Below are 20,301 nucleotides of genomic sequence, written 5' to 3'. Positions count from 1 at the left end.
GTGCGTCCGGGCGTTCAGCGGGTGGGCGCCGACCCGGCCACCACGTCCTCGGTCCCGGTTCCCGGGTCGTCGGATGCCGCCTCGGGTTCGGTCGTCGACGACGTCCCGGTCGAGACGAGGTCACCCACGCCCTCCCCCGGTGCGGCCTGCTCGAAGGCCAGCGTGAAGTCGTCGCCGTGTTCGGTGACTCCCGCCACCACCGCCTGCTCGACGGCTGCGACGGCATACGCCCGCCGGACGACGAGCGGGTCGCTCGACAGGTCCTTCACGAGCGAGACCGCGAGTCCCACCATGACGAGGAGGAAGGGCAGCGCCGCGACGATGGTGATGTTCTGCAGGCCGGAGAGGGCATCGGCACCACCGACGAGAAGCATGACGGCGGCGACGGCCCCCGTGGCCGCGCCCCAGAAGATGACCGTCGGCCGGCTCGGCACCAGCGTGCCGCGCTCGGACAGCGTCCCCATGACGATCGAGGCGGCGTCGGCCCCGGACACGAAGAAGATGGCGACGAGGAGCATGACGAGCACCGAGGTCACGGTCGCCAGCGGCATCGTCTCGAGCATGCCGAAAAGGGTCGCCTCGGGCGTCTCGGAGCCGGCCAGGTCGGTGCCGCCGCGCTGGGTGGCGATGCCCGCCCCACCGAAGATCGCGAACCACACGAGGGAGACCAGGCTCGGGACGAGCAGCACCCCGGTGACGAACTGGCGGATGGTGCGGCCGCGCGAGATCCGAGCGATGAACATGCCGACGAACGGGGTCCACGAGACCCACCAGGCCCAGTAGAAGATCGTCCAGCCCGAGAGCCAGGTCTGCATCGCGTCGCCACCCGCGGCGTCGGTGCGCGCCGACATCATCGCGAGGTTTTGGAAGTAGCTGCCCACGGCCGTCGGCACCAGGTTGAGGATGAAGACGGTCGGCCCGACGACGAAGACGAAGAGCGCGAGGACGACTGCGAGCACCATGTTGGTGTTCGAGAGCCACTGGATGCCCTTGGAGACACCGGAGACGGCCGACACGACGAAGCACAGGGTGAGCACGGTGATGATGGCGACGAGGACGCCGTTGCCGGTGCGGTCGAGGCCGGCGACGATCTCCAGGCCGGAGCCGATCTGCAGGGCGCCGAGGCCGAGCGACGCGGCCGACCCGAAGAGGGTCGCGAAGATCGCCAGGATGTCGATGACGCGCCCGGCCGGGCCGTTGGCGCGACGCTCCCCCAGCAACGGCGCGAAGGCCGAGCTGATGAGCAGCGAGCGGCCACGGCGGAAGACGCCGTAGGCGACGGCGAGGCCGACGACCGCGTAGATCGCCCACGGGTGCAGGGTCCAGTGGAAGAGCGTCGTGGCCATCGCGTTCTGGACGGCCTGGGGGTTCCCCGCCTCGCCGGTTCCCGGCGGGGGCGCCACGAAGTGGGCGACCGGCTCGGAGACGCCATAGAACATCAGGCCGATGCCCATGCCGGCGGAGAACATCATCGCGATCCACGAGACCGTGCGGAACTCCGGCTGCTCGTCGTCACGTCCGAGCGTGATGCGGCCGAACTTGCCGGCCGCCAGCCAGATGACGAAGACGACGAAGCCCGAGGCCACGAGCGAGAACAGCCAGCCCATGTTGTGGACCACCCAGTCGAGCCCGGAGGACGACGCCGTCCCCAGCGTCTCGGTGCTCACGAAGCCCCAGACGACGAAGCCGATCGCGATCGCGGCGGTGACCCCGAACACGACCGTGTCCAGCTTCTGGGGCTCCGCGGCGCGGTGCTCCTCGACCTCGTGGTCGAGCGCGGGGTGGGGGGTCTCGTCGTGCAGCGCTCCCTCGAGGACCTCTCGTTCGCCGGTGGCGTCCACGGGCGCCGTCGGCCCGGTCTTCATCAGTTCTGTGGTCACGGGTGTGTCGGCGCGGACGCCGCTCCTTCGTTGTTCTCGTCAGTCACGTGTGCGGCTCGTATGCCGTCTGCTCAGGTCGGTTGCAGCGGCCCACCCTGCCGACCATCGCCGCAGAACTCAACTCGGGAGCCGTCGACGACGACGCGACCCCGGCCACGTGCCACGTGGGACGAGAGGTCAGAAACCCAGTCGTTGCAGCTGTTTCGGGTCGCGCTGCCAGTCCTTGGCGACCTTGACGTGGAGGTCGAGGTGGATGCGCTGGCCGAGCAGCTTCTCGATGCCCTCGCGCGCCGTCGCGCCGACCTCGCGCAGCCGCGAGCCGCCACGACCGATGACGATGGCCTTCTGCGACGAGCGCTCGACGAAGACGTTGACGCGCACGTCCATGAGCGGCTTGCCGGCCGGGCGGTCCTCGCGCGGGACCATCTCCTCGACCACGACCGCGAGCGAGTGCGGCAGCTCGTCGCGCACTCCCTCCAGGGCCGCCTCGCGGACGAGCTCGGCGATCATGACCGTCATCGGCTCGTCGGTGAGGACGTCGTCGGGGTAGAGGGGGCCGGGCGAGGTGGGCAGGTGCTTCGCGAGGACCTGGCCGACGATGTCCACCTGGTCGCCGCGGGTCGCCGAGCAGGGCACGATCTCGGCCCACTCCCCCAGCTGATCGATGGCGATGAGGTGCTCGGCCAGACGCTGGCGATCGACCTTGTCCGACTTCGTCGCCAAGGCGATGACCGGCGTCCGTCTGGCCTGGCGGAGCTCGACGAGCTCGCGGGCGATGAACTGGTCACCGGGACCGATCCGCTGGTCGGAGGGCAGGCAGAAGCCGACGACGTCGACGTTGAGGAGCGTCTCGCGCACGAGGTCGTTGAGGCGCTCACCGAGCAGGGTCCTCGGCTTGTGCAGGCCCGGGGTGTCGACGAGGACGAGCTGGCTCGTCGGGGCGTTGACGATGCCGCGGATCGTGTGCCGCGTCGTCTGCGGCTTGCTCGACGTGATCGCGACCTTCTCGCCGACGAGGGCGTTGGTCAGCGTCGACTTGCCCGCGTTGGGGCGGCCGATGAGGCAGGCGAAGCCCGCGCGGTAGGGAGGCTCCTCGGCACCGTCGGCGGAGCGGGGACCAGCGGTGTCGTTCTCACTCATGGGCACTCCCGGACTCGGCTGGCTCCATCATGGCGTGGTCGTCGGCGACGATCCGTTCGATGATGACGGTGGCGATGCGGTGGCGTCGTCCCGCCATCCGTTCGGCGGTGAGGCGGAGCCCGGCGACCTCGCACGTGGAGCCGAGGATCGGCACCCGCCCGATCGTCTTGCCGATGAGCCCGCCGACGGTGTCGACCTCGTCCTCCTCGATCGTCACGCCGAGGTGGTCGGCGAGGTCGTCGATGTCCATCGTGGCATCGACCCGCCACCGGCCGTCGCCGAGCTCCTCGAGGTCGGGGGTCTCGCGGTCGTACTCGTCGGCGATCTCACCGACGATCTCCTCGATGATGTCCTCGATGGTCACGAGGCCCGCCGTGCCGCCCCACTCGTCGATGACGAGGGCGAAGTGGATCTGGTCGCGTTGCATCTCGCGCAGCAGCGCGTCGACGGGCTTGGACTCGGGGATGAAGGGCATCGGCCGCATGAGCTCCGACACCGGCACCGTGGCGACCTTCGGGTCGGCGGTGAGGCGCCGCACGACGTCCTTGAAGTACAGCAGCCCCAGGACGTCGTCGGAGTCGTCGCCGGTGACGGGGATGCGCGAGTAGCCGCTGCGCAGAAAGAGGTTCATGGCCTGCCGGGCGACGCGGTTCCCGTCGATCGTCACCATGTCGGTGCGGGGCACCATGACCTCGCGGGCCAGCGTGTCACCGAGCTCGAAGACCGAGTGGATCATCTGGCGCTCGCCGGCCTCGATGAGCGAGGACTCACCCGCCATGTCGACGAGGTCACGCAGCTCGGACTCGCTGTCGAAGGGGCCGTCACGGAAGCCGCGCCCCGGTGTCACCGCGTTGGCGAAGAGCACGAGCAGCCGGGACAGCGGCCCGAGCACCCGCCGCAGCCAGAGTGCGACCGGGGCCGCGACGAGCGAGATGGTGGTGGCGTTCTGCCCGCCGAGGGTCCGTGGTGAGACCCCGACGAGCGCGAAGGAGACGACGGCCATGATCCCGATGGCGACGAGGAGGGGCTTCCACGTGCCGTCGACGCCGCGGTAGACGGCGGTGGTGACGAGCACCGCGGTCGTCATCTCGGCGATGACCCGCACGAACGAGACGACCGACAGGTATGCCGCGCTGTCGCCGACGACCGTGAGCAGGGCCCGCGAGCCGGGCCGGCCGTCGTCGTGCAGCTCCTGCGCGCGCACGCGCGACATGCGCTGGAGGGCGGCCTCGGCCGCGGACAGCCCGAACGCGAGCGCGAGACCGATGATGCTGAGGACGACGAGCCTGGTCATGCCGCCCCCGCCCGGGCTCCCGGCACCGAGGTGGCACCGGGACTGGCTGGGTCAGGCACCGTGCCGGCCCCTCGTCGCGAGGAAGGTGAGCAGCAGCTGGCGCTGCAGCTCGAACATCTCCTTCTCCTCGTCGGGCTCGGCGTGGTCGTAGCCGAGGAGGTGCAGCAGGCCGTGCGTCGTGAGCAGCAGCAGCTCCTCCTCCGTGGCATGTCCGGCCGTGGCGGCCTGCTTGGCGGCGACGCTGGGGCACAGGACGATGTCGCCGAGGACACCCTCCTCGGGGAGGTCCTCGTCACGTCCCGGTCGGAGCTCGTCCATCGGGAAGCTCATGACGTCGGTGGGTCCCGGCAGGTCCATCCACTGCACGTGCAGGGTCTCCATGGCGTCCTCGTCGACGAGGCGCAGGCACAGGTCGGCCTGGGGGTGGACCTTCATCTCGGCCATGACGTAGCGGGCGCAGGCCACGAGCTCGAGCTCGTCGAGCGCGAACTCCGTCTCGTTGAGGACGTCGATGCTCACGCGTCACCGTCGGCAGCCGGAGCGTCGTCGGCAGCCGTGACACTGCTCGCCGGACGCTCACGGCGGACGGTGCGGGTGCGGGTGCGAGTGGCGCCCGAGCCCGGGCCCTCACCCTGCAACGCGTCCCAGCGTCCGTAGGCGTCGACGATCTCGCCGACGAGCCGGTGCCGCACGACGTCCTGGGCGGTCAGCTCGGCGAAGTGGACGTCCTCGAGCGAGGACAGGATCTCGCGCACGACGCGCAGCCCGCTCTGGGTCCCACCCGGGAGGTCGACCTGGGTGACGTCGCCGGTGACGACCATCCGCGAGCCGAAGCCCAGCCGGGTGAGGAACATCTTCATCTGCTCGGGCGTGGTGTTCTGGGCCTCGTCGAGGATGACGAAGGAGTCATTGATCGACCTCCCTCGCATGAACGCCAGGGGAGCGACCTCGATCGTGCCGGCCGCCATGAGCCGGGGGATGGAGTCGGGGTCGACCATGTCGTGCAGGGCGTCGTACAACGGTCGCAGGTAGGGGTCGATCTTGTCGTTGAGGGTGCCGGGCAGGAAGCCGAGCCGCTCCCCGGCCTCGACGGCCGGCCGGGTGAGGATGATCCGGTTGACCTGCTTGGCCTGGAGCGCGGCGACGGCCTTGGCCATCGCGAGGTAGGTCTTGCCCGTGCCCGCAGGACCGATGCCGAAGGTGATGGTGTGCTCGTCGATCGCGTCGACGTAGCGCTTCTGCCCCAACGTCTTCGGACGGATGGTCCGGCCCCGCGACGACACGATGTTCATCGTCAGGACGTCGGCCGGGCGCTCGAGCGTCTGGGCCCGCATCATCCCGATGGAGCGTTCGACGGAGTCACGGTTGAGGGCCTGTCCACCGTCGATGACGGCGAGCAGCTCGTCGAGAAGCCGCTCGACGAGGACGACCTCGGCGCTCGGGCCCGAGATGTGGAACTCGTTGCCGCGCACGTGGATCACCGTCAGGGGGAACTGGCGCTCGATCGTGCGGAGCAGCTCGTCGCGCGGACCCAGCAGGGACACCATCGACACCTCCGCCGGGATGGTGACGGTGTGGACCGGGGTGCGCGTCGACGTCGGGTCGGACGAGGGCGTATGGGGTGCGTCTGTCATGTTGCGGCCCAGTCTACGGTTCGCCTCAGCCCGGTGGCCATTTCATGGGCCGGCCCCCGAGCATGTGCAGATGGGCGTGGAAGACGCTCTGCCCGGCACCGGCGCCGGTGTTGAACACGAGCCGGTAGTCCCCGCCCAGCTCCTCCCGCTCCGCCACGGTCCGGGCGAGGAGCACCACGTCGGCGAGCTCCTCTGGGGACGCGGCCGCCAGCTCCGCGGCGTCGGCGACGTGTCGACGCGGGACGACGAGCACGTGCGTGGGCGCCTGCGGGTCGATGTCGCGGAAGGCGAGGCTGTGGGTGGTCTCCCCTGCGACCTGGGGCTCGATCTCGCCCGAGACGAAGCGGCAGAAGAGGCAGTCGGTGGAGGACATGTCCCCGACAGTAAACCGAACGCCCACGCTGGGCGTCCTCCAGACGTGACAATGGCAGCCGTGGGCCCACGACGAGGCGCAGCCTCACGCGTCGCCGCCGACGACGGCGTGTCGAGCCTCTATGCCGTCCACTGGCAGCCGATGGTGCGGCTCGCGTGGCTGTTCGTCCACGACGACCTGCTCGCCGAGGAGATCGCCCAGGACGCCTTCGTCGCCCTGCACCGCAGGTGGGACGACGTGCAGGAGGGGCGCGGGGCGGCATACCTCCGGCAGAGCGTCGTCAACGGGGCACGGTCCGCGCTGCGGCACCACAAGGTCGAGCAGCGCTACCTGGACTCCGCGACGCGCGGCGGCCACCTGCGCGTCGCGAGCGCGGAGGACGCGGCCCTGGCTTCGGTGGGCTCGGCCGAACTCTTCGCCCGGCTCCAGCACCTGCCGCCCCGTCAACGGGAGGTCCTCGTGCTCCGCTACTACCTCGACCTCAGCGAGGCGCAGATCGCCGACGCCCTCGGCATCGCCGCAGGGTCGGTCAAGGCCCACGCGCACCGCGGCCTTGCCGCCCTGCGGAACCAGATGGAGGCCAGGACATGACGACGGACCTCGACTTCTCCGACACCGAGCGCGCGCTCCGGGAGGCGCTGTCCGAGCGAGCCCGGCAGGTGCACCCGTCCTCGCGGCTGGACGCCATCCTGCGCGAGGCGTCCGCGCCGGAACGGGCCGAGGGCCGTCACCGCGGCCTCGCCCTGGTCGCGGTGGCCGCCGCTGCGGCCGTCGTCGCGGGAGCGGTCTGGGGGTCCCGTCCGGACACCGACGACGCGACCCTGCCCGCCGGCCCCCCGTCAGTCACGGCGAGCGCCACACCCCAGCCGTCCGGTTCGCCCTCCCCGTCCGGGTCGGACCCGGCCCGGCCGCCGGCGTCGTCGGTCGCCCTGGCGGTCTACCGGGTCGGCACGAACGGCGGGGACGAGGACCGGCCCGTCCTGGTGCGCGAGTTCTGGGAGGCCGTTCTCGACCCCAGGGACCCCGCCTCGGCCAAGGTCCGGGCCGCCGTCGGTGAGTCACTGCGCCGCTCGGAGCTCTGGCGTGGGGCCACGGTCGAGGACGCCGGGGTGACCTCGGGGCGCATCACGATGGAGCTGTCGGACAGTGGCCCGGACGCCGCCACCGCCGAGGCCGCCCGCCTCGAGGTGGCTGCCCTGGTCTGGACCGCGCAGGCGGCGGTCGGTCGGGGCGACGTCCCGGTGAGGATCACCACCGACGACGGGGGACGGCTGCTGGGGCACGTGTCCGGCGACACGGCCTTCACCCGTGCCGCGACCCCTCCGGAGGCGGTGGCCGACCTGTGGATCGACGAGCCGTCCCCCGGCGCCGCCCTGCCGACCGGCCGGACGGTGACCGTGCGTGGGCAGGCGGTGGCCTTCGAGGCGACCGTCGAATGGGAGCTGAGACGCGGGACGACGACCCTGCGCGACGGGTTCACCACGGCGGACGCCGGTGCACCTCGACGCGGGACCTTCACCGTCGACCTCGGGCGCCTGGAGCCGGGGACGTGGACCTTCCGCGCCTTCACGACCTCGGCCGAGGACGGTCAGGCGGTCGTCGCCGAGCGGCTCGTCACCTTCACCGTGATGTGATCAGCGCCAGCGCCCGGCGGCGCTGAGGACCGCGAGGGCGGCCGGTCCCGCGCTGGAGGACCGGAGCACGGTGTCCCCGAGTCGCACGACCTCTGCTCCCGCTGCGCGGAAGGCCTCCAGCTCGTCGGGCGCGATGCCCCCCTCCGGGCCGACGACGACGAGCACGTCGCCCTCCTGCGGCAGCTCCCGACCGGCCAGGGGCAGGTCGGCGTCCTCGTGCAGGACGTAGGCCGTCGCTCCTGCCCGTACGCGCGCGACCACGTCGGCGGTCGTCGCGGCCGCGGCGAGCACCGGGCGTCGCGGACGTCGCGACTGTTTGGTCGCGGCCACGAGGACGGCATCCCACTTGGCCCACGCCTTGGCCCCTCGGTCGCCGCGCCACTGCACGATGCTGCGGCCGGCCTGCCACGGTACGACCTCGTCGACGGCGAGCTCGGTGGCGGCCTCGATCGCCTGGTCGTCGCGGTCCCCCTTGGCGAGGGCCTGGACGAGGACGAACCTCGGGCTGGGCTCGGCGACCGTCTCGACCGAGTCGACGCGCAGGGAGAGCCGGTCCCGCTCGACGGCCTCGACGACCCCCGTCACGACCCGGCCGGCCCCGTCGGCGACGCGCAGCCGCTCTCCCACCTGCGTCCGTTTGACCGTCACCGCATGGCGTCCCTCGGGTCCCTCGAGGACCACGATGTCCCCCGGTGCGGTGGCGACGAGCGACCCGGGCGCGACGAGATAGAGGTGCAGACTCACGCGGCCACCTGCACCACCGACTGATGACAGGTGGCAAGGCGCGCGTTGGGGACGAAGTCCCCACTGAGCGTGGCTTGCCACCTGTCATTCGTCGGCGTCCGCGGCATGGATCAGCGGGCCTTGAAGGCGTCGCGGAGCTTGCCGAAGAGCGAACCCTCCGCGGGGTTGGCGAGGCGCCCGGTGGGCTCCTCCTCGTCCCGCATCCGGGCCAGCGTGCGCAGCAGGTCCTCCTGCTCGGAGCTGAGCTTCGTCGGGGTCGACACCATCGCGTGGATGACGATGTCGCCGCGGCCCGAGCCACGCAGGTGGGTGACGCCGAGGCCACGCAGGAGGATCTGCTCGCCGGACTGGATGCCGCGTCGGACCTCGAGCTCGCTGACGCCGTCGAAGGTCTCGAACGGCACGGTGGCCCCGAGGGCGGCCGCCGTCATCGGCAGCTCGAGCGTGGCGTGGAGGTCGTCACCCTGCCGCTGGAAGCGGGGGTCCCGACGCACGACGACCTCGACGTAGAGGTCACCGGCCGGACCGGCACCGGGACCGACCTCGCCCTCGCCGGCGAGCTGGATCCGGGTGCCGGTGTCGACGCCCGCCGGCACGCGGATCGTCATCGTGCGGCGCGTGCGGACCCGGCCGTCGCCGGAGCACTCGTAGCAGGGAGCCTCGATGACCTGGCCCGTCGCCTGGCAGTTGACGCACGGCCGGGAGGTCATGACCTGGCCCAGGAAGCTGCGCTGGACCTGCTGGACCTGGCCCTGGCCGCGGCAGACGTCGCAGGTGCGCGTCCCGGTGCCGGGCTGGGTTCCGGCACCGTGACAGGTGCCGCATCCCACCGCGGTGTCGATGGTGAGCTCCTGCTCGCCGCCGAAGACGGCGTCGGCGAGGTCGATGTCGAGCCGCACGAGGGCGTCCTGGCCGCGCGACTGGCGCGACCGGGGCCCGCGGCCCTGGGCCTGCCCGGCGGCCTGGCCGAAGAAGGCGTCCATGACGTCGCTGAACGAGAAGCCCTGGCCGAACCCGGCACCGGCGGCACCGGCATACGGGTCGGCGCCCATGTCGTAGCTGCGCCGCTTCTCCTCGTCGGAGAGCACGTCGTAGGCCTGGGAGACCTTCTTGAACTGCTCCTCGGCCTCCGGTCCGCTGTTGACGTCGGGGTGGAGCCGTCGGGCGGCCTTGCGGTAGGCCTTCTTGATCTCGTCGGCGCTCGCTTCACGGGCCACGCCGAGGTCGGCGTAGTAGTCGTTCACTTCGGTGGACGTCCTTCGCTGGGTGGGTGCTGCGGTCAGGGGTCGGTCAGGGGTCAGGCGGGGGCGGTCAGGCCGGGCTCATTCGGAGAGGATGCGGCTGACGTAGGTCGCGACGGCGCGCACGGCGGCCATCGTCGTGGGGTAGTCCATGCGCGTCGGACCGACCACCCCGAGGCCGGCGACGAGGTCGGACCCCAGGCCGTAGCCCGAGGTGACGAGCGAGGTGCTGCGCAGGCCGGCATACGGGTTCTCGGCACCGATGCGGACGGCCACCGGTGACTGCTGCTCGCTCACGCTGCCGAGCAGCTTGAGCAGCACGACGTGCTCCTCGAGGGCTTCGAGGACGGGGCCGATCGAGCTCGGGAAGTCCTCGCCGGCTCGCACGAGGTTGGAGGTGCCGGCCATGACGACCCGCTCCTCGCGCTGCTCGACGAGCACCTCGGTGAGCTCGGCCGCGATGGCCGCGAGGAGCCCGCGTGCCGCCGGGTCGGCCTGGGTCGGCAGCTCGCCGAGGCCCCCGGCGGCGTCGGCGAGCGTCTTGCCCACCGTCGCGCTGTTGACGTCGGACCGAAGCGTGGCCAGCATCCGTTCGGCGGAGGGCTCGGTGAGGTCGAGCCCGGTCTCGAGCACCCGCTGCTCCACGCGGCCCGTCGTCGTGATGAGCACGACGAGCAGCCGGGAGGCGCCGAGCGGGACGAGCTCGATGTGTCGCACCGAGGACCTCGTGAGCGAGGGGTACTGGACGACCGCCACCTGGCGGGTCAGGGAGGCGAGCAGGCGGACGGTGCGGTCGACGACGTCGTCGAGGTCGATGGCTCCGTCGAGCAGGCTGCTGATGGCCCGCCGCTCCGCCGGGCTGAGCGGCTTGAGCGTGCTGAGCCGGTCGACGAAGACCCGGTAGCCGGCGTCCGTGGGGATGCGGCCGGCACTCGTGTGCGGCGCGGCGATGAGGCCCTCCTCCTCGAGGACGGCCATGTCGTTGCGGACCGTGGCGGCGGAGACGCCCAGCTGGTGGCGCTCGAGCAGCGCCTTGGAACCCACCGGCTCCGAGGTCTCCACGTAGTCCTGGACGATCGCCCGCAGCACTGCGAGCCGTCGATCCTCACTCATGCGCGACACCTCCTCGATCGTTGGCACTCATGCTTGGTGAGTGCCAATTCTACGTCTACCCTCGCGCAGGTGACTGATCGCTACGGCCGCGACGTGCTCTCCGGCGACTGGAAGGCCCCGCCCAAGGGCCGGTCCACCCCCCTCGCCGCCGAGCGCGGGGTCGTCGTCGAGGACGTCGAGACGGGCTGGGTCGGGGCCGTCGTGCGGGTCGAGAAGGCCGGCGGCATCCACGTGGTCCACCTCGAGGACCGTCGTGGGCGGACCAAGGCCTTCCCCCTCGGACCCGGCTTCCACGTCGACGGCCGGCCGGTCACGCTCACCAGGCCGCAGGCTGCCGCCCACGCCCGGCTGTCCGCCGCGCGCACCGCCGCCTCACGCACGGCCAGTGGGTCACGGGCCGTGGCCGGCGCCCCGGCCAGGGTCGCGAGCGCGTCGCGCATCTTCGTCGAGGGCCGCCACGACGCCGAGCTCGTCGAGAAGGTCTGGGGTCACGACCTGCGGGTCGAGGGAGTCGTGGTCGAGATGCTCGACGGGGTCGACGACCTCGAGCAGGCGATCCGCGACTTCGCCCCCGGGGCGGGCCGGCGCATGGGCGTCCTCGTCGACCACCTCGTGCCCGGGACCAAGGAGACGCGGGTCGTCGAGGCGGCGTCGCGGCTGAAGCCCTTCGCGCCGCACGTGCTCATCGTCGGACATCCCTACGTCGACGTCTGGCAGTCGGTCCGTCCGCAGCGGCTGGGCATGGAGCAGTGGCCGGTCATCCCGCGCGGGACCTCGTGGAAGCACGGGATCTGCGCCCACCTCGGCTGGGCCCACGACGACCAGGCCGACATCGCCCGCGCGTGGAAGCAGATCCTCGGGACGGTCCGCACGTACGCCGACCTCGAGCCGTCCCTGCTCGGTCGGGTGGAGGAGCTCATCGACTTCGTCACAGCGCCCTGACGCCAATCCGCCCTCGTGCACCAGCCCCGGTATGCCGTTCCAGCCGGCTCCGCGGCAGGGTCAGCCCTGAGCGCACCCTGAACCTGCCCTGAAGGAGGGTCGAAAGGGGGTCCGCATGGGTTTCACTGGAGGCAAGCACCTCGTCCCTCGAAGGAGGACCCCATGACCACTCCGCACCCGGAGAACCCGCAGGGCCACATCCCCCCGCAGCCGCCCGAGGGCCAGCTGCCGCCTCCCTCGGCGCAGCTCCCGTACCCGCAGACCGCGTCGGGCCAGGGCTACCCGGCGCCCACCCAGGGCTACGGCCCGCAGGTCCTCGACCCCGCGCAGCAGCGGCAGTGGGGCATGTTCTCGCACCTGATCGGCGTCGCCGCCATGGTGTTCTCGGCCGGCCTGCTCGGCTTCGTCAGCACCCTGGCGGTGTTCCTGCTGTACCGGGAGCGCGGGGACTTCGTCCGGCGGCATGCGGCGAACTCGGTCAACGTCCAGATCACCATGGGCGTGCTCACCATCGTGGGCATCATCTTCTGCCTGACGGTCATCGGTCTCGTCGTCGGGATCCCGCTCATCATCGCGGCGTGGGGCTGGGCCTTCGTGGTGCACATCCTCGGCGCCATCAAGGCCAACAACGGCGAGATCTGGGATCCGCCGCTGACGCCGCGGTTCGTCAAGTGACGGCTGGAGTCCCGGTACCGAACGACGCGAGCTGAGCCCGTCACGAGGGGTGCGATCGGGACGACGTCCCGACTGAGCGCCTCTCGTGACGGGCTCGCGATGCGTCGGAGTCGTGCTCTCAGACGCCGCCCTTGAGCAGCAGGCCACCGTCCACGACGAGGAGCTGCCCGGTGATCCACGCCGCGTCGTCGGAGAGCAGGAACGCGACGACCCCGGCGATGTCCTCGGGCACACCCAGCCGACCGAGCGGGTAGCCCGCCGCAACCTGCTCCTCACGGCCCTCGTAGAGCGCCTCCGCGAACCGGGTCTTGACGACCGCAGGGGCGACGGCGTTGACCCGGACCGTCGGTCCGAGCTCGACGGCGAGCTCCTCCGTGAGGTGCGTGAGCATGGCCTTGCTGGCGCCGTAGAACCCGATCCCGGGTGCCGGCCGCACGCCCGCGACCGACGAGACGTTGACGATCGCCCCACCTCGTGACTCGAGGCCGTGCGCGACCGCCTTCTGAACCCATGACAGAGCCGCGATGCAGTTGACCTCCACGATCTTGCGGGCGACGTCGAGGTCGAGGTCGACCAGACGCCCGTATGCCGGGTTGATGCCGGTGTTGTTGACGAGCAGGTCGACGTCGCCGAACCGCTCCCCCACCGCGGCAAAGACCGCCTCCTGGTGCGCGGCGTCGTCGGCGCGGCCGGCGACGGCCATCGCCACCTCGGCGCCACCGAGGAACTGGACGGCCGCGTCGAGTGCGTCCTGCTTGCGGGCGGTGAGGCAGACCCGGGCCCCCTCGGCGACGAGGCGTTCGGCGATGCCGAGGCCGATGCCCCGGCTCGAGCCGGTGACGATGGCGGTGCGGCCCTCGAGCCGACGAGCGGGCGATGATGTCGGGGGAGGCGCAGCCGTCATGGCCGCCACCCTAGGACCCTCCCGCCTTGTGTGCCTGAGCGCGAGCCCTGGCTCGCGCTCAGGCACACAAGGCGGGGGTTCAGCCGAGGAGGCGCCGGACGACCGTGTCCGCCAGCAGCCGCCCGCGCAGCGTGAGCACAACGCGTCGGTCGCGGACGGCCGCGAACCCGTCGACGAGGCCGTCGGCGACCAGTCCTGCGACCGCTCGCCGACCGGTGTCGTCGAGGTCGTCGACGCCGAGCCCGTCCCGCACGCGCACCCGGAGGAGCACCTGCTCGTCGCGCAGCTGCTCGTCGGTCAGCGTCTCCCGGCCCGCGGCCGGAGAGGCGCGCTCGGCCAGCCGGCCGGCATACGCCCTGGGGTGCTTGACGTTCCACCAGCGCACACCGCCGACGTGGCTGTGCGCCCCCGGGCCGATGCCCCACCAGTCGCCGCCGGCCCAGTAGCCGTCGTTGTGACGGCAGCGGCCGGCCGCGGTGCGCGTCCAGTTGCTCACCTCGTACCAGTCGAACCCGGCGGAGGCGAGCACCTCGTCGGCGAGCTCGTACTTCGTCGCCTCGTCGTCGTCGTCCGGGCGCGGCACCTCGCCCCGGCGGACCTGGGCTGCCAGCTTGGTCCCCTCCTCGACGACGAGCGCGTAGGCGGACACGTGGTCGGGCTCGAGCGAGATCGCCTGGTCGAGGCTGCGGCGCCAGTCGTCCAGGCTCTCGCCGGGCGTGCCGTAGATGAGGTCGACGCTCGTGACCAGACCAGCGTTCCGGGCAGCGTGCACAGCGCGGCCCACCCCTTCGGGATCGTGGGTCCGGTCGAGGGTGGCCAGGACGTGGGGCACCGCGGACTGCATGCCGAGCGAGACCCGGGTGAAGCCCCCGTCGGCCAGCTCGCGCAACGACTCCGGCGTGACCGAGTCCGGATTGGCCTCCGTGGTCACCTCGACGTCGTCCGCGAGACCGAACCGCTGCCGTATGCCGTCCACGGCCCTGACGAGGTCGCTCGCCGGGAGCATGGTGGGCGTCCCCCCGCCCACGAAGATCGTGTCGACCCTCGGCGCCGAGTCGCCCAGCACGTCACGGGCCAGGGCGAGCTCGACCAGCGCCGTGTCGACGAAGCTCGACGTGCCGGCGCCGGGCCCCAGCTCGGTCAGGGTGTAGGTGTTGAAGTCGCAGTAGCCGCACCGGACCCGGCAGAAGGGGACGTGCAGGTAGATGCCGAAGGGCCGCTCCCCCAGGCCACGGGTCGCCTCGGTCGGCAGGTTCCCCGACGCCGGCGCGGGGTCACCGTCGGGAAGTCGGGGCATGACGACGATTCTCCCACTCCCGGCCCACGACCCCGACCCGGTGCAGCGCGCTCCCCGGTGGCGCCGTCGGCGGCGTGTCCGGCTCGACACGCCGCCCGACGGAGAAATCGTCGCTCGACTTCTCCCGAAGGCCTTGCGGGCCACGGGGCGCTCCACTAGAACTGTGCCTACGCACTCACCTCGGTGAGAGCGTCAGATCAGGAACTTCGGTTCGTGACCTGCGAGGGCCTCGGAAACTCATACTTTCCGAGGCCCTCACCTCTGTGCCCGCTAGGTTGGCGACCGTGCGCATCCTCACCGACGCCGACGTCCGGGCCTGCCTCCCTCCCCTGGTCGAGGTGGTCGACCTCGTCGCCGACGCGCTGAGCGCCCTCGCCGAGGGACGGGCCGACGTCCCGCCCAAACCCACGGTGCGCACCTCCCCCGGCATGTTCGCGAACGCCATGCCTGCCGCCTATCCCGAGCGAAACCTGTTGGGCTGCAAGTGGATCAGCCTCGTGCCGGACAACCCGGTGCGCGGGCTGCCCACGGCGAGCGGTGTCATGGTCGTCAACGACGGCACGACCGGGGCACCCCGCACCCTGCTGCCGGCGGCAGAGCTCACCGCAGTGCGGACGGCGGCGGTGAGCGGCGCCTGCGTCCGCGCGCTCGCCGGGGACGGACCCGTCGCGTTCCTCGGCGCCGGCGTCCAGGCCCGGTCGCACCTGCGGGTGCTGCACGCGCTCGGTCACACCGAGGTGCACGTCTGGGCGCGTCGCCGCCAGGCGGTGGAGGAGCTGGCGCGCGAGAGCGAGGCGACGGCGCCCGGCCTGCGGGTCGTCGCGTCGTCGTCGCGCGAGGCCGCCGTCCGCGACAAGGCCGCCGTCATCACCGCTTTGTCCATCGGGCTGACCGACATGACGATCTCGGCCACCTGGCCGCGAGAGGATGCGCTCCTCCTGCCCATCGACTACGCGAGCTCGGTCGGCGCGGACCTCGCCGACACCCCGGTCCTCGCCGCCGACGACCCGCACCAGTTCGCCGCCGTGCGGGCCGTGCGCGGCAAGCTGGACGGCTACCCCACCCCCACGACGTGGACCGGCCACCTGCTGCACGCAGTCCGCCCCGCAGGTCGGCTGGTGGTGCAGAACCTGGGGACCGGGATCACCGACCTCGTCGTCGCGGCGGCGGTCGCGGACCGCGCCGAGACGTCGGGGACGGGTCAGGTCGTGGACGTCTGAGCCACCTACGATGACACGGTGAGCGACAACCGCGGTCCCGACGAGGCTGTGCCTGACCGGTGGATCGACCTCGACGGCGTCGTCAACATGCGGGACGTCGGCGGTCTGCCCACCCGCGACGGTGCCACGATCCAGCCGCGGCGGCTGCTCCGCTCCGACAACCTCCAGGACCTCAGCGAGTCGGACGTGCGCCACGTCGTCGACGTCCTCGGCGTGAGCGACATCGTCGACCTGCGCAGCGACACCGAGGTGAGCACCGAGGGGCCCGGACCGCTCTGGCACGTCGAGTCGCTCACGCACCACCACCACTCCCTCTTCGGCGAGGGTCGGGGGGTGACGGGCGAGCAGGCGCTCGCGATGCCCGAGCACTCGAGCCGCCCGGTGCGCGACGCCCAGTTCTGGTCGGAGCACTACCTCGGCTACCTCGCCACGCGACCCGACTCCATCTCCGCGGCACTCGACATCGTGTCCCGCAGCACGGGCGCGACGGTGGTGCACTGCGCCGCGGGGAAGGACCGCACCGGCACGGTCGTCGCCCTGGCGCTCGACGCCGCGGGTGTTCCGCACGACGCGATCGTCGAGGACTACGCGCTCACGGCGGAGCGCATCGAGCGGATCATCGCTCGGCTCATGCCTCGCGAGCTCTACGGCAACGCCCTGAAGAAGCAGAGCGTCGCGGACCAGAGCCCACGGCCCGAGACGATGCAGACCATCCTCGACGCGGTGCAGAGTGAGTTCGGGGGTGCTGCCGGGTGGCTGCGCCGGCAGGGGTGGCGCGACTCCGACGTCGACCGGCTCCGGACGCGGCTCACCTCATGAGCCGTGTCGTCACGCTGTCCGCTCCCCTGCCGGATCGGCGGCCCCGCAACCGCCGCCGCGCCATGCGCGTCCTGCTCGTCGACGAGCAGGACCGGCTCCTGCTCTTCCGGGACAGCGACCCGGGCCTCACCCCGGTGCCGATCTTCTGGATCACCCCCGGCGGCGGGGTCGACCCGGGCGAGAGCGACCTCAGTGCCGCCATCCGCGAGGTCGCGGAGGAGACGGGGCTGGCCATCGACAGGGACGACCTCGTGGGACCCCTCGCCGAGCGCGTGGTCGTCCACGGCTACAGCGACGTCGTCACCACCCAGGACGAGCTGTTCTGGTTCGTCCGCTGCGACGCCTTCGAGGTGTCGACGGCCGGCCACACCGAGGTCGAGCTGGCCACCATGACCGCCCACCACTGGTGGACCAGGGCGGAGCTCGAGCAGACCGACGAGGAGATCTGGCCCCGTGACCTGCTCAGGATCTGGGACCACGTCGGACACGGCGACACGCTGCAGCTGGGCGACGTGGACGAGTCGACGGTGGCGCCGGGCTGACGGGAGCCGGTGGTCGGTCGCGTCAGGGAGCGTTGCCCGGTTCGACCGGCTCGAGGGCGAAGACGGGGATGAGCCGGTCGGTGTTGCGCTGGTACTCCGCGTAGTTGGGGAAGGCCTCGACGCACCGCACCCACCAGGCGTCGCGCTCGGCGCCCTCGAGCTCGCGCGCCCGGGCCACCCAGGTGCGGGTGCCGTCCTGGACCTCGAGCACGGGGTTCTTGCGCAGGTTGGCGTACCACTTCGGGTGCTCCGGTGCGCCGCCCTTGCTGGCCACGGCGGCATACACGCCGTCGTGCTCGACACGCATGAGCGGCACCTTGCGCACGGTGCCGGTGACGCCGTTCATCGTGAGCAGGACCACGGGCCTGCCCTGGATGTCGACGGACTCGGTGGTGCCGGTCGCCTCGATCGTCTCGACCTGCTGGCGCACCCAGGCACTGGGGCTCGGGACGTAGGTTCCGGGAATCGTCATGAGGTCTTCTTCTCGCTCACGTAGATGGTGATGACGCCCTCGACGACGGTCGTCCCGTCCTCGCGGACCGCACGCACGCGGACCGGCACGTCACCGGGCCGCTCCCAGTCTGCGGGATCCGTGTCGGCCGTGCAGAGCAGGTCGGTCGTCGACTTCGCCGTGTAGGCGACCTCCATGCCCTTGGGGATCCAGCGCCTCCCGGGCGGCGTCGTGGCCTCCGCGAGCAGCCCCATCGCGGCCTCCAGCCCGTTGCACACCGCGATGGCGTGGACGGTGCCGATGTGGTTCTGCACGGCCCGCCGCTTGCGGATCGTCAGCTCGGCGTGGTGCGGCCGGACCTCGCGCACCTGCGGCCGCACGGTCCAGAAGTACGGCGCCTTCTGGGCGAAGAGGAACGAGAACGCAGCCTTCCCGAGCGGCAGGGAGGTGAGCGAGCGGTACAGGCTGAAGGTGTCCGGCATACGGCGATGTTACTGCTCGGTATGCCGTCCGCCCCCGCCGACCGGACCTACTTCTTCTTGGTCTCGCCGCCGTCGTCGGACGAGAGCGCCGCGATGAAGGCTTCCGGCGGCACCTCGACGGTGCCGATGTTCTTCATCCGCTTCTTGCCGGCCTTCTGCTTCTCGAGCAGCTTGCGCTTGCGGCTGATGTCACCGCCGTAGCACTTGGCGAGGACGTCCTTGCGGATGGCGCGGATGTTCTCGCGGGCGATGACCCGGGCGCCGATGGCGGCCTGGATCGGCACCTCGAACTGCTGGCGAGGGATGAGGTCCTTGAGCTTGCCGGCCATCATGTTGCCGTAGGCGTAGGCCTTGTCCTTGTGGACCACGGAGCTGAACGCGTCGACGTTCTCGCCCTGGAGCAGGATGTCGACCTTGACGAGGTCCGCGACCTGGTCACCGGCCTCCTGGTAGTCGAGCGACGCGTAGCCGCGGGTGCGCGACTTGAGCTGATCGAAGAAGTCGAAGACGACCTCGGCGAGCGGCAGCGTGTAGCGCAGCTCCACGCGGTCCTCGGAGAGGTAGTCCATGCCGAGGAGCTGCCCACGCTTGCCCTGGCAGAGCTCCATGATCGCGCCGATGAACTCGCTCGGCGCGAGGATCGTGGCCTTGACGACCGGCTCACGGACCTCGGCGACCTTGCCGTAGGGGAACTCGCTCGGGTTCGTGACGACGATGACCGATCCGTCGTCCATCGTCACGTCGTAGACGACGTTGGGCTGGGTCGAGATGAGGTCGAGGTCGAACTCGCGCTCGAGGCGCTCCCGGACGATCTCGAGGTGGAGCAGCCCGAGGAAGCCGCACCGGAAGCCGAACCCCAGGGCGACCGACGTCTCGGGCTCGTAGACCAGCGCCGCGTCGTTGAGCTTGAGCTTGTCGAGCGCGTCGCGCAGCAGGGGGTAGTCGGAGCCGTCGATCGGGAAGAGGCCCGAGAAGACCATCGGCTTCGGGTCGCGGTAGCCCCCGAGGTCGGAGGCCGCGGGCTTGCGCTCGTTGGTCACGGTGTCACCGACGCGCGACTGCCGCACGTCCTTCACGCCGGTGATGAGGTAGCCGACCTCGCCGACCCCGAGGCCCTTGCCGGGCACGGGCTCCGGGCTGATGACGCCGATCTCGAGCAGCTCGTGCGTGGCCCGCGTGGACATCATGATGATCTTCTCGCGCGGGTTGAGGTTACCGTCGACCACGCGCACATAGGTGACGACACCACGGTAGGTGTCGTAGACCGAGTCGAAGATCATCGCGCGCGCCGGGGCGTCCGGGTCGCCGACCGGGTGCGGGATCTGGCGGACGATCGCGTCGAGCAGCGGCTCCACACCGACCCCGGTCTTGCCGGAGACCTGGAGGCAGTCCTCGGGCTCGCAGCCGATGAGCTTGGCGAGCTCCTCGGCGTACTTCTCGGGCTGGGCCGCGGGCAGGTCGATCTTGTTGAGGACCGGCACGATGGTGAGGTCGTTCTCCATCGCCAGGTAGAGGTTGGCCAGGGTCTGCGCCTCGATGCCCTGGGCGGCGTCGACGAGGAGGACGGCTCCCTCGGACGCGGCGAGCGAGCGCGAGACCTCGTAGGTGAAGTCGACGTGCCCGGGGGTGTCGATCATGTTGAGGATGTAGTCGCCGCTCGTGCCGTCCTCGCCCACGCTCTCCCACGGCATCCGGACGGCCTGGCTCTTGATGGTGATGCCGCGCTCGCGCTCGATGTCCATGCGGTCGAGGTACTGCGCACGCATGGCGCGGTCGTCGACGACGCCGGTGATGCCGAGCATGCGGTCGGCCAGGGTCGACTTGCCGTGGTCGATGTGGGCGATGATGCAGAAGTTGCGGATCGCCTCCGGCGGCGTGGCGTGCGGCTGCAGCACGGTGCGGGCGCGGGGAGACAC

At 71.4% G+C, this 20,301-nt stretch carries 21 protein-coding genes; 7 read left to right on the top strand and 14 right to left on the bottom strand.

The features are described from left to right. Positions 1 to 14: 14 nt before the first annotated feature. The 6 genes from ACOJV9_RS07815 to ACOJV9_RS07790 all read right to left on the bottom strand — a co-directional run bounded on the left by ACOJV9_RS07815 (position 15) and on the right by ACOJV9_RS07790 (position 6,321). Positions 15 to 1,865 carry a BCCT family transporter gene (locus ACOJV9_RS07815; protein ID WP_420184739.1) on the bottom strand — a complete coding sequence of 617 codons (1,851 nt, stop codon included), beginning with the start codon at positions 1,863 to 1,865 and terminating at the stop codon, positions 15 to 17. Positions 1,866 to 2,057: 192 nt separating this feature from the next. Beyond that, on the bottom strand, positions 2,058 to 3,020 hold the full coding sequence (gene era / locus ACOJV9_RS07810) for a GTPase Era (RefSeq protein ID WP_420184630.1): 963 nt from the start codon (positions 3,018 to 3,020) through the stop codon (positions 2,058 to 2,060). Then, a complete protein-coding gene (locus ACOJV9_RS07805; RefSeq protein ID WP_420184629.1) occupies positions 3,013 to 4,314 on the bottom strand; it encodes a hemolysin family protein in 1,302 nt (433 codons plus the stop codon). Before ACOJV9_RS07805 ends, era begins: the two co-directional genes overlap by 8 nt. Positions 4,315 to 4,365: 51 nt before the next feature. Next, entirely contained in the window at positions 4,366 to 4,833 is a 468-nt protein-coding gene (gene ybeY, locus ACOJV9_RS07800; RefSeq protein ID WP_420184628.1) for an rRNA maturation RNase YbeY, read from the bottom strand. Beyond that, a complete protein-coding gene (locus ACOJV9_RS07795) occupies positions 4,830 to 5,948 on the bottom strand; it encodes a PhoH family protein (protein WP_420184627.1) in 1,119 nt (372 codons plus the stop codon). The genes ybeY and ACOJV9_RS07795 overlap by 4 nt, the downstream gene beginning before the upstream one ends. A 25-nt stretch (positions 5,949 to 5,973) precedes the next feature. Then, positions 5,974 to 6,321, bottom strand: coding sequence for an HIT domain-containing protein (locus ACOJV9_RS07790; RefSeq protein ID WP_420184626.1), 348 nt, complete (start codon positions 6,319 to 6,321; stop codon positions 5,974 to 5,976). Between the two features lie 60 nt (positions 6,322 to 6,381). Here ACOJV9_RS07790 and ACOJV9_RS07785 point away from each other — a divergent pair, with 60 nt between their 5' ends. Both ACOJV9_RS07785 and ACOJV9_RS07780 read left to right on the top strand, forming a co-directional pair. Then, on the top strand, positions 6,382 to 6,912 hold the full coding sequence (locus ACOJV9_RS07785; RefSeq protein WP_420184625.1) for a SigE family RNA polymerase sigma factor: 531 nt from the start codon (positions 6,382 to 6,384) through the stop codon (positions 6,910 to 6,912). Continuing rightward, a complete protein-coding gene (locus ACOJV9_RS07780; RefSeq protein ID WP_420184624.1) occupies positions 6,909 to 7,955 on the top strand; it encodes a Gmad2 immunoglobulin-like domain-containing protein in 1,047 nt (348 codons plus the stop codon). Before ACOJV9_RS07785 ends, ACOJV9_RS07780 begins: the two co-directional genes overlap by 4 nt. Here the strand turns inward: ACOJV9_RS07780 and ACOJV9_RS07775 are convergent, their stop codons facing one another. The 3 genes from ACOJV9_RS07775 to hrcA all read right to left on the bottom strand — a co-directional run bounded on the left by ACOJV9_RS07775 (position 7,956) and on the right by hrcA (position 11,053). Then, positions 7,956 to 8,699, bottom strand: a complete 744-nt coding sequence (locus ACOJV9_RS07775; RefSeq protein WP_420184623.1) for a 16S rRNA (uracil(1498)-N(3))-methyltransferase — start codon at positions 8,697 to 8,699, stop codon at positions 7,956 to 7,958. 110 nt (positions 8,700 to 8,809) lie between these two features. Further along, positions 8,810 to 9,943 (bottom strand): molecular chaperone DnaJ, encoded by a 1,134-nt coding sequence (dnaJ, locus tag ACOJV9_RS07770; protein ID WP_420184622.1) that lies wholly within the window; start codon positions 9,941 to 9,943, stop codon positions 8,810 to 8,812. Between the two features lie 78 nt (positions 9,944 to 10,021). Then, entirely contained in the window at positions 10,022 to 11,053 is a 1,032-nt protein-coding gene (hrcA, locus tag ACOJV9_RS07765; RefSeq protein WP_420184621.1) for a heat-inducible transcriptional repressor HrcA, read from the bottom strand. Between the two features lie 69 nt (positions 11,054 to 11,122). Between hrcA and ACOJV9_RS07760 the strand changes: the two genes are divergently transcribed. Then, positions 11,123 to 11,995 (top strand): DUF3097 domain-containing protein, encoded by an 873-nt coding sequence (locus tag ACOJV9_RS07760; RefSeq protein ID WP_420184620.1) that lies wholly within the window; start codon positions 11,123 to 11,125, stop codon positions 11,993 to 11,995. Between the two features lie 162 nt (positions 11,996 to 12,157). Further along, entirely contained in the window at positions 12,158 to 12,670 is a 513-nt protein-coding gene (locus tag ACOJV9_RS07755; RefSeq protein ID WP_420184619.1) for a DUF4870 domain-containing protein, read from the top strand. Between the two features lie 118 nt (positions 12,671 to 12,788). Here ACOJV9_RS07755 and ACOJV9_RS07750 read toward each other — a convergent pair whose 3' ends face one another. Then, on the bottom strand, positions 12,789 to 13,574 hold the full coding sequence (locus ACOJV9_RS07750) for an SDR family oxidoreductase (RefSeq protein ID WP_420184618.1): 786 nt from the start codon (positions 13,572 to 13,574) through the stop codon (positions 12,789 to 12,791). Between the two features lie 79 nt (positions 13,575 to 13,653). Further along, entirely contained in the window at positions 13,654 to 14,871 is a 1,218-nt protein-coding gene (gene hemW / locus ACOJV9_RS07745; RefSeq protein WP_420184617.1) for a radical SAM family heme chaperone HemW, read from the bottom strand. Between the two features lie 284 nt (positions 14,872 to 15,155). Here hemW and ACOJV9_RS07740 point away from each other — a divergent pair, with 284 nt between their 5' ends. From ACOJV9_RS07740 to ACOJV9_RS07730, 3 genes are read left to right on the top strand one after another with little or no spacing between them, the layout of a single operon-like run. Continuing rightward, on the top strand, positions 15,156 to 16,091 hold the full coding sequence (locus ACOJV9_RS07740) for an ornithine cyclodeaminase family protein (RefSeq protein WP_420184616.1): 936 nt from the start codon (positions 15,156 to 15,158) through the stop codon (positions 16,089 to 16,091). A gap of 18 nt (positions 16,092 to 16,109) precedes the next feature. Continuing rightward, entirely contained in the window at positions 16,110 to 16,910 is an 801-nt protein-coding gene (locus ACOJV9_RS07735) for a tyrosine-protein phosphatase (RefSeq protein WP_420184615.1), read from the top strand. Next, on the top strand, positions 16,907 to 17,452 hold the full coding sequence (locus ACOJV9_RS07730; RefSeq protein ID WP_420184614.1) for an NUDIX hydrolase: 546 nt from the start codon (positions 16,907 to 16,909) through the stop codon (positions 17,450 to 17,452). Before ACOJV9_RS07735 ends, ACOJV9_RS07730 begins: the two co-directional genes overlap by 4 nt. Before the next feature lie 22 nt (positions 17,453 to 17,474). Here the strand turns inward: ACOJV9_RS07730 and ACOJV9_RS07725 are convergent, their stop codons facing one another. The 3 genes from ACOJV9_RS07725 to lepA are packed head-to-tail and all read right to left on the bottom strand — an operon-like array spanning position 17,475 to position 20,301. Continuing rightward, positions 17,475 to 17,924 (bottom strand): nitroreductase family deazaflavin-dependent oxidoreductase, encoded by a 450-nt coding sequence (locus tag ACOJV9_RS07725; protein WP_420184613.1) that lies wholly within the window; start codon positions 17,922 to 17,924, stop codon positions 17,475 to 17,477. Beyond that, complete coding sequence (locus tag ACOJV9_RS07720) at positions 17,921 to 18,385, bottom strand: hotdog fold domain-containing protein (RefSeq protein ID WP_420184612.1); 465 nt, start codon at positions 18,383 to 18,385, stop codon at positions 17,921 to 17,923. The genes ACOJV9_RS07725 and ACOJV9_RS07720 overlap by 4 nt, the downstream gene beginning before the upstream one ends. Before the next feature lie 47 nt (positions 18,386 to 18,432). Continuing rightward, positions 18,433 to 20,301 carry a translation elongation factor 4 gene (gene lepA / locus ACOJV9_RS07715; RefSeq protein ID WP_420184611.1) on the bottom strand — a complete coding sequence of 623 codons (1,869 nt, stop codon included), beginning with the start codon at positions 20,299 to 20,301 and terminating at the stop codon, positions 18,433 to 18,435.

Origin of the sequence: Knoellia terrae (assembly GCF_048606435.1) — a bacterium.
Taxonomy (GTDB): domain Bacteria; phylum Actinomycetota; class Actinomycetes; order Actinomycetales; family Dermatophilaceae; genus Knoellia; species Knoellia terrae.
The sequence above is the reverse complement of the archived record's forward strand: the minus strand, read 5'-3'. Positions and strand labels throughout refer to the sequence as shown.

What these genes read in the sequence shown, in the direction of transcription:
- ACOJV9_RS07815 (WP_420184739.1), bottom strand. Translation starts at nt 1,865, where the DNA reads ATGAAGACCGGGCCGACGGCGCCCGTGGACGCCACCGGCGAACGAGAG.
- era (WP_420184630.1), bottom strand. Translation starts at nt 3,020, where the DNA reads ATGAGTGAGAACGACACCGCTGGTCCCCGCTCCGCCGACGGTGCCGAG.
- ACOJV9_RS07805 (WP_420184629.1), bottom strand. Translation starts at nt 4,314, where the DNA reads ATGACCAGGCTCGTCGTCCTCAGCATCATCGGTCTCGCGCTCGCGTTC.
- ACOJV9_RS07795 (WP_420184627.1), bottom strand. Translation starts at nt 5,948, where the DNA reads ATGACAGACGCACCCCATACGCCCTCGTCCGACCCGACGTCGACGCGC.
- ACOJV9_RS07790 (WP_420184626.1), bottom strand. Translation starts at nt 6,321, where the DNA reads ATGTCCTCCACCGACTGCCTCTTCTGCCGCTTCGTCTCGGGCGAGATC.
- ACOJV9_RS07780 (WP_420184624.1), top strand. Translation starts at nt 6,909, where the DNA reads ATGACGACGGACCTCGACTTCTCCGACACCGAGCGCGCGCTCCGGGAG.
- hrcA (WP_420184621.1), bottom strand. Translation starts at nt 11,053, where the DNA reads ATGAGTGAGGATCGACGGCTCGCAGTGCTGCGGGCGATCGTCCAGGAC.
- ACOJV9_RS07755 (WP_420184619.1), top strand. Translation starts at nt 12,158, where the DNA reads ATGACCACTCCGCACCCGGAGAACCCGCAGGGCCACATCCCCCCGCAG.
- ACOJV9_RS07750 (WP_420184618.1), bottom strand. Translation starts at nt 13,574, where the DNA reads ATGACGGCTGCGCCTCCCCCGACATCATCGCCCGCTCGTCGGCTCGAG.
- hemW (WP_420184617.1), bottom strand. Translation starts at nt 14,871, where the DNA reads ATGCCCCGACTTCCCGACGGTGACCCCGCGCCGGCGTCGGGGAACCTG.
- ACOJV9_RS07730 (WP_420184614.1), top strand. Translation starts at nt 16,907, where the DNA reads ATGAGCCGTGTCGTCACGCTGTCCGCTCCCCTGCCGGATCGGCGGCCC.
- ACOJV9_RS07725 (WP_420184613.1), bottom strand. Translation starts at nt 17,924, where the DNA reads ATGACGATTCCCGGAACCTACGTCCCGAGCCCCAGTGCCTGGGTGCGC.
- ACOJV9_RS07720 (WP_420184612.1), bottom strand. Translation starts at nt 18,385, where the DNA reads ATGCCGGACACCTTCAGCCTGTACCGCTCGCTCACCTCCCTGCCGCTC.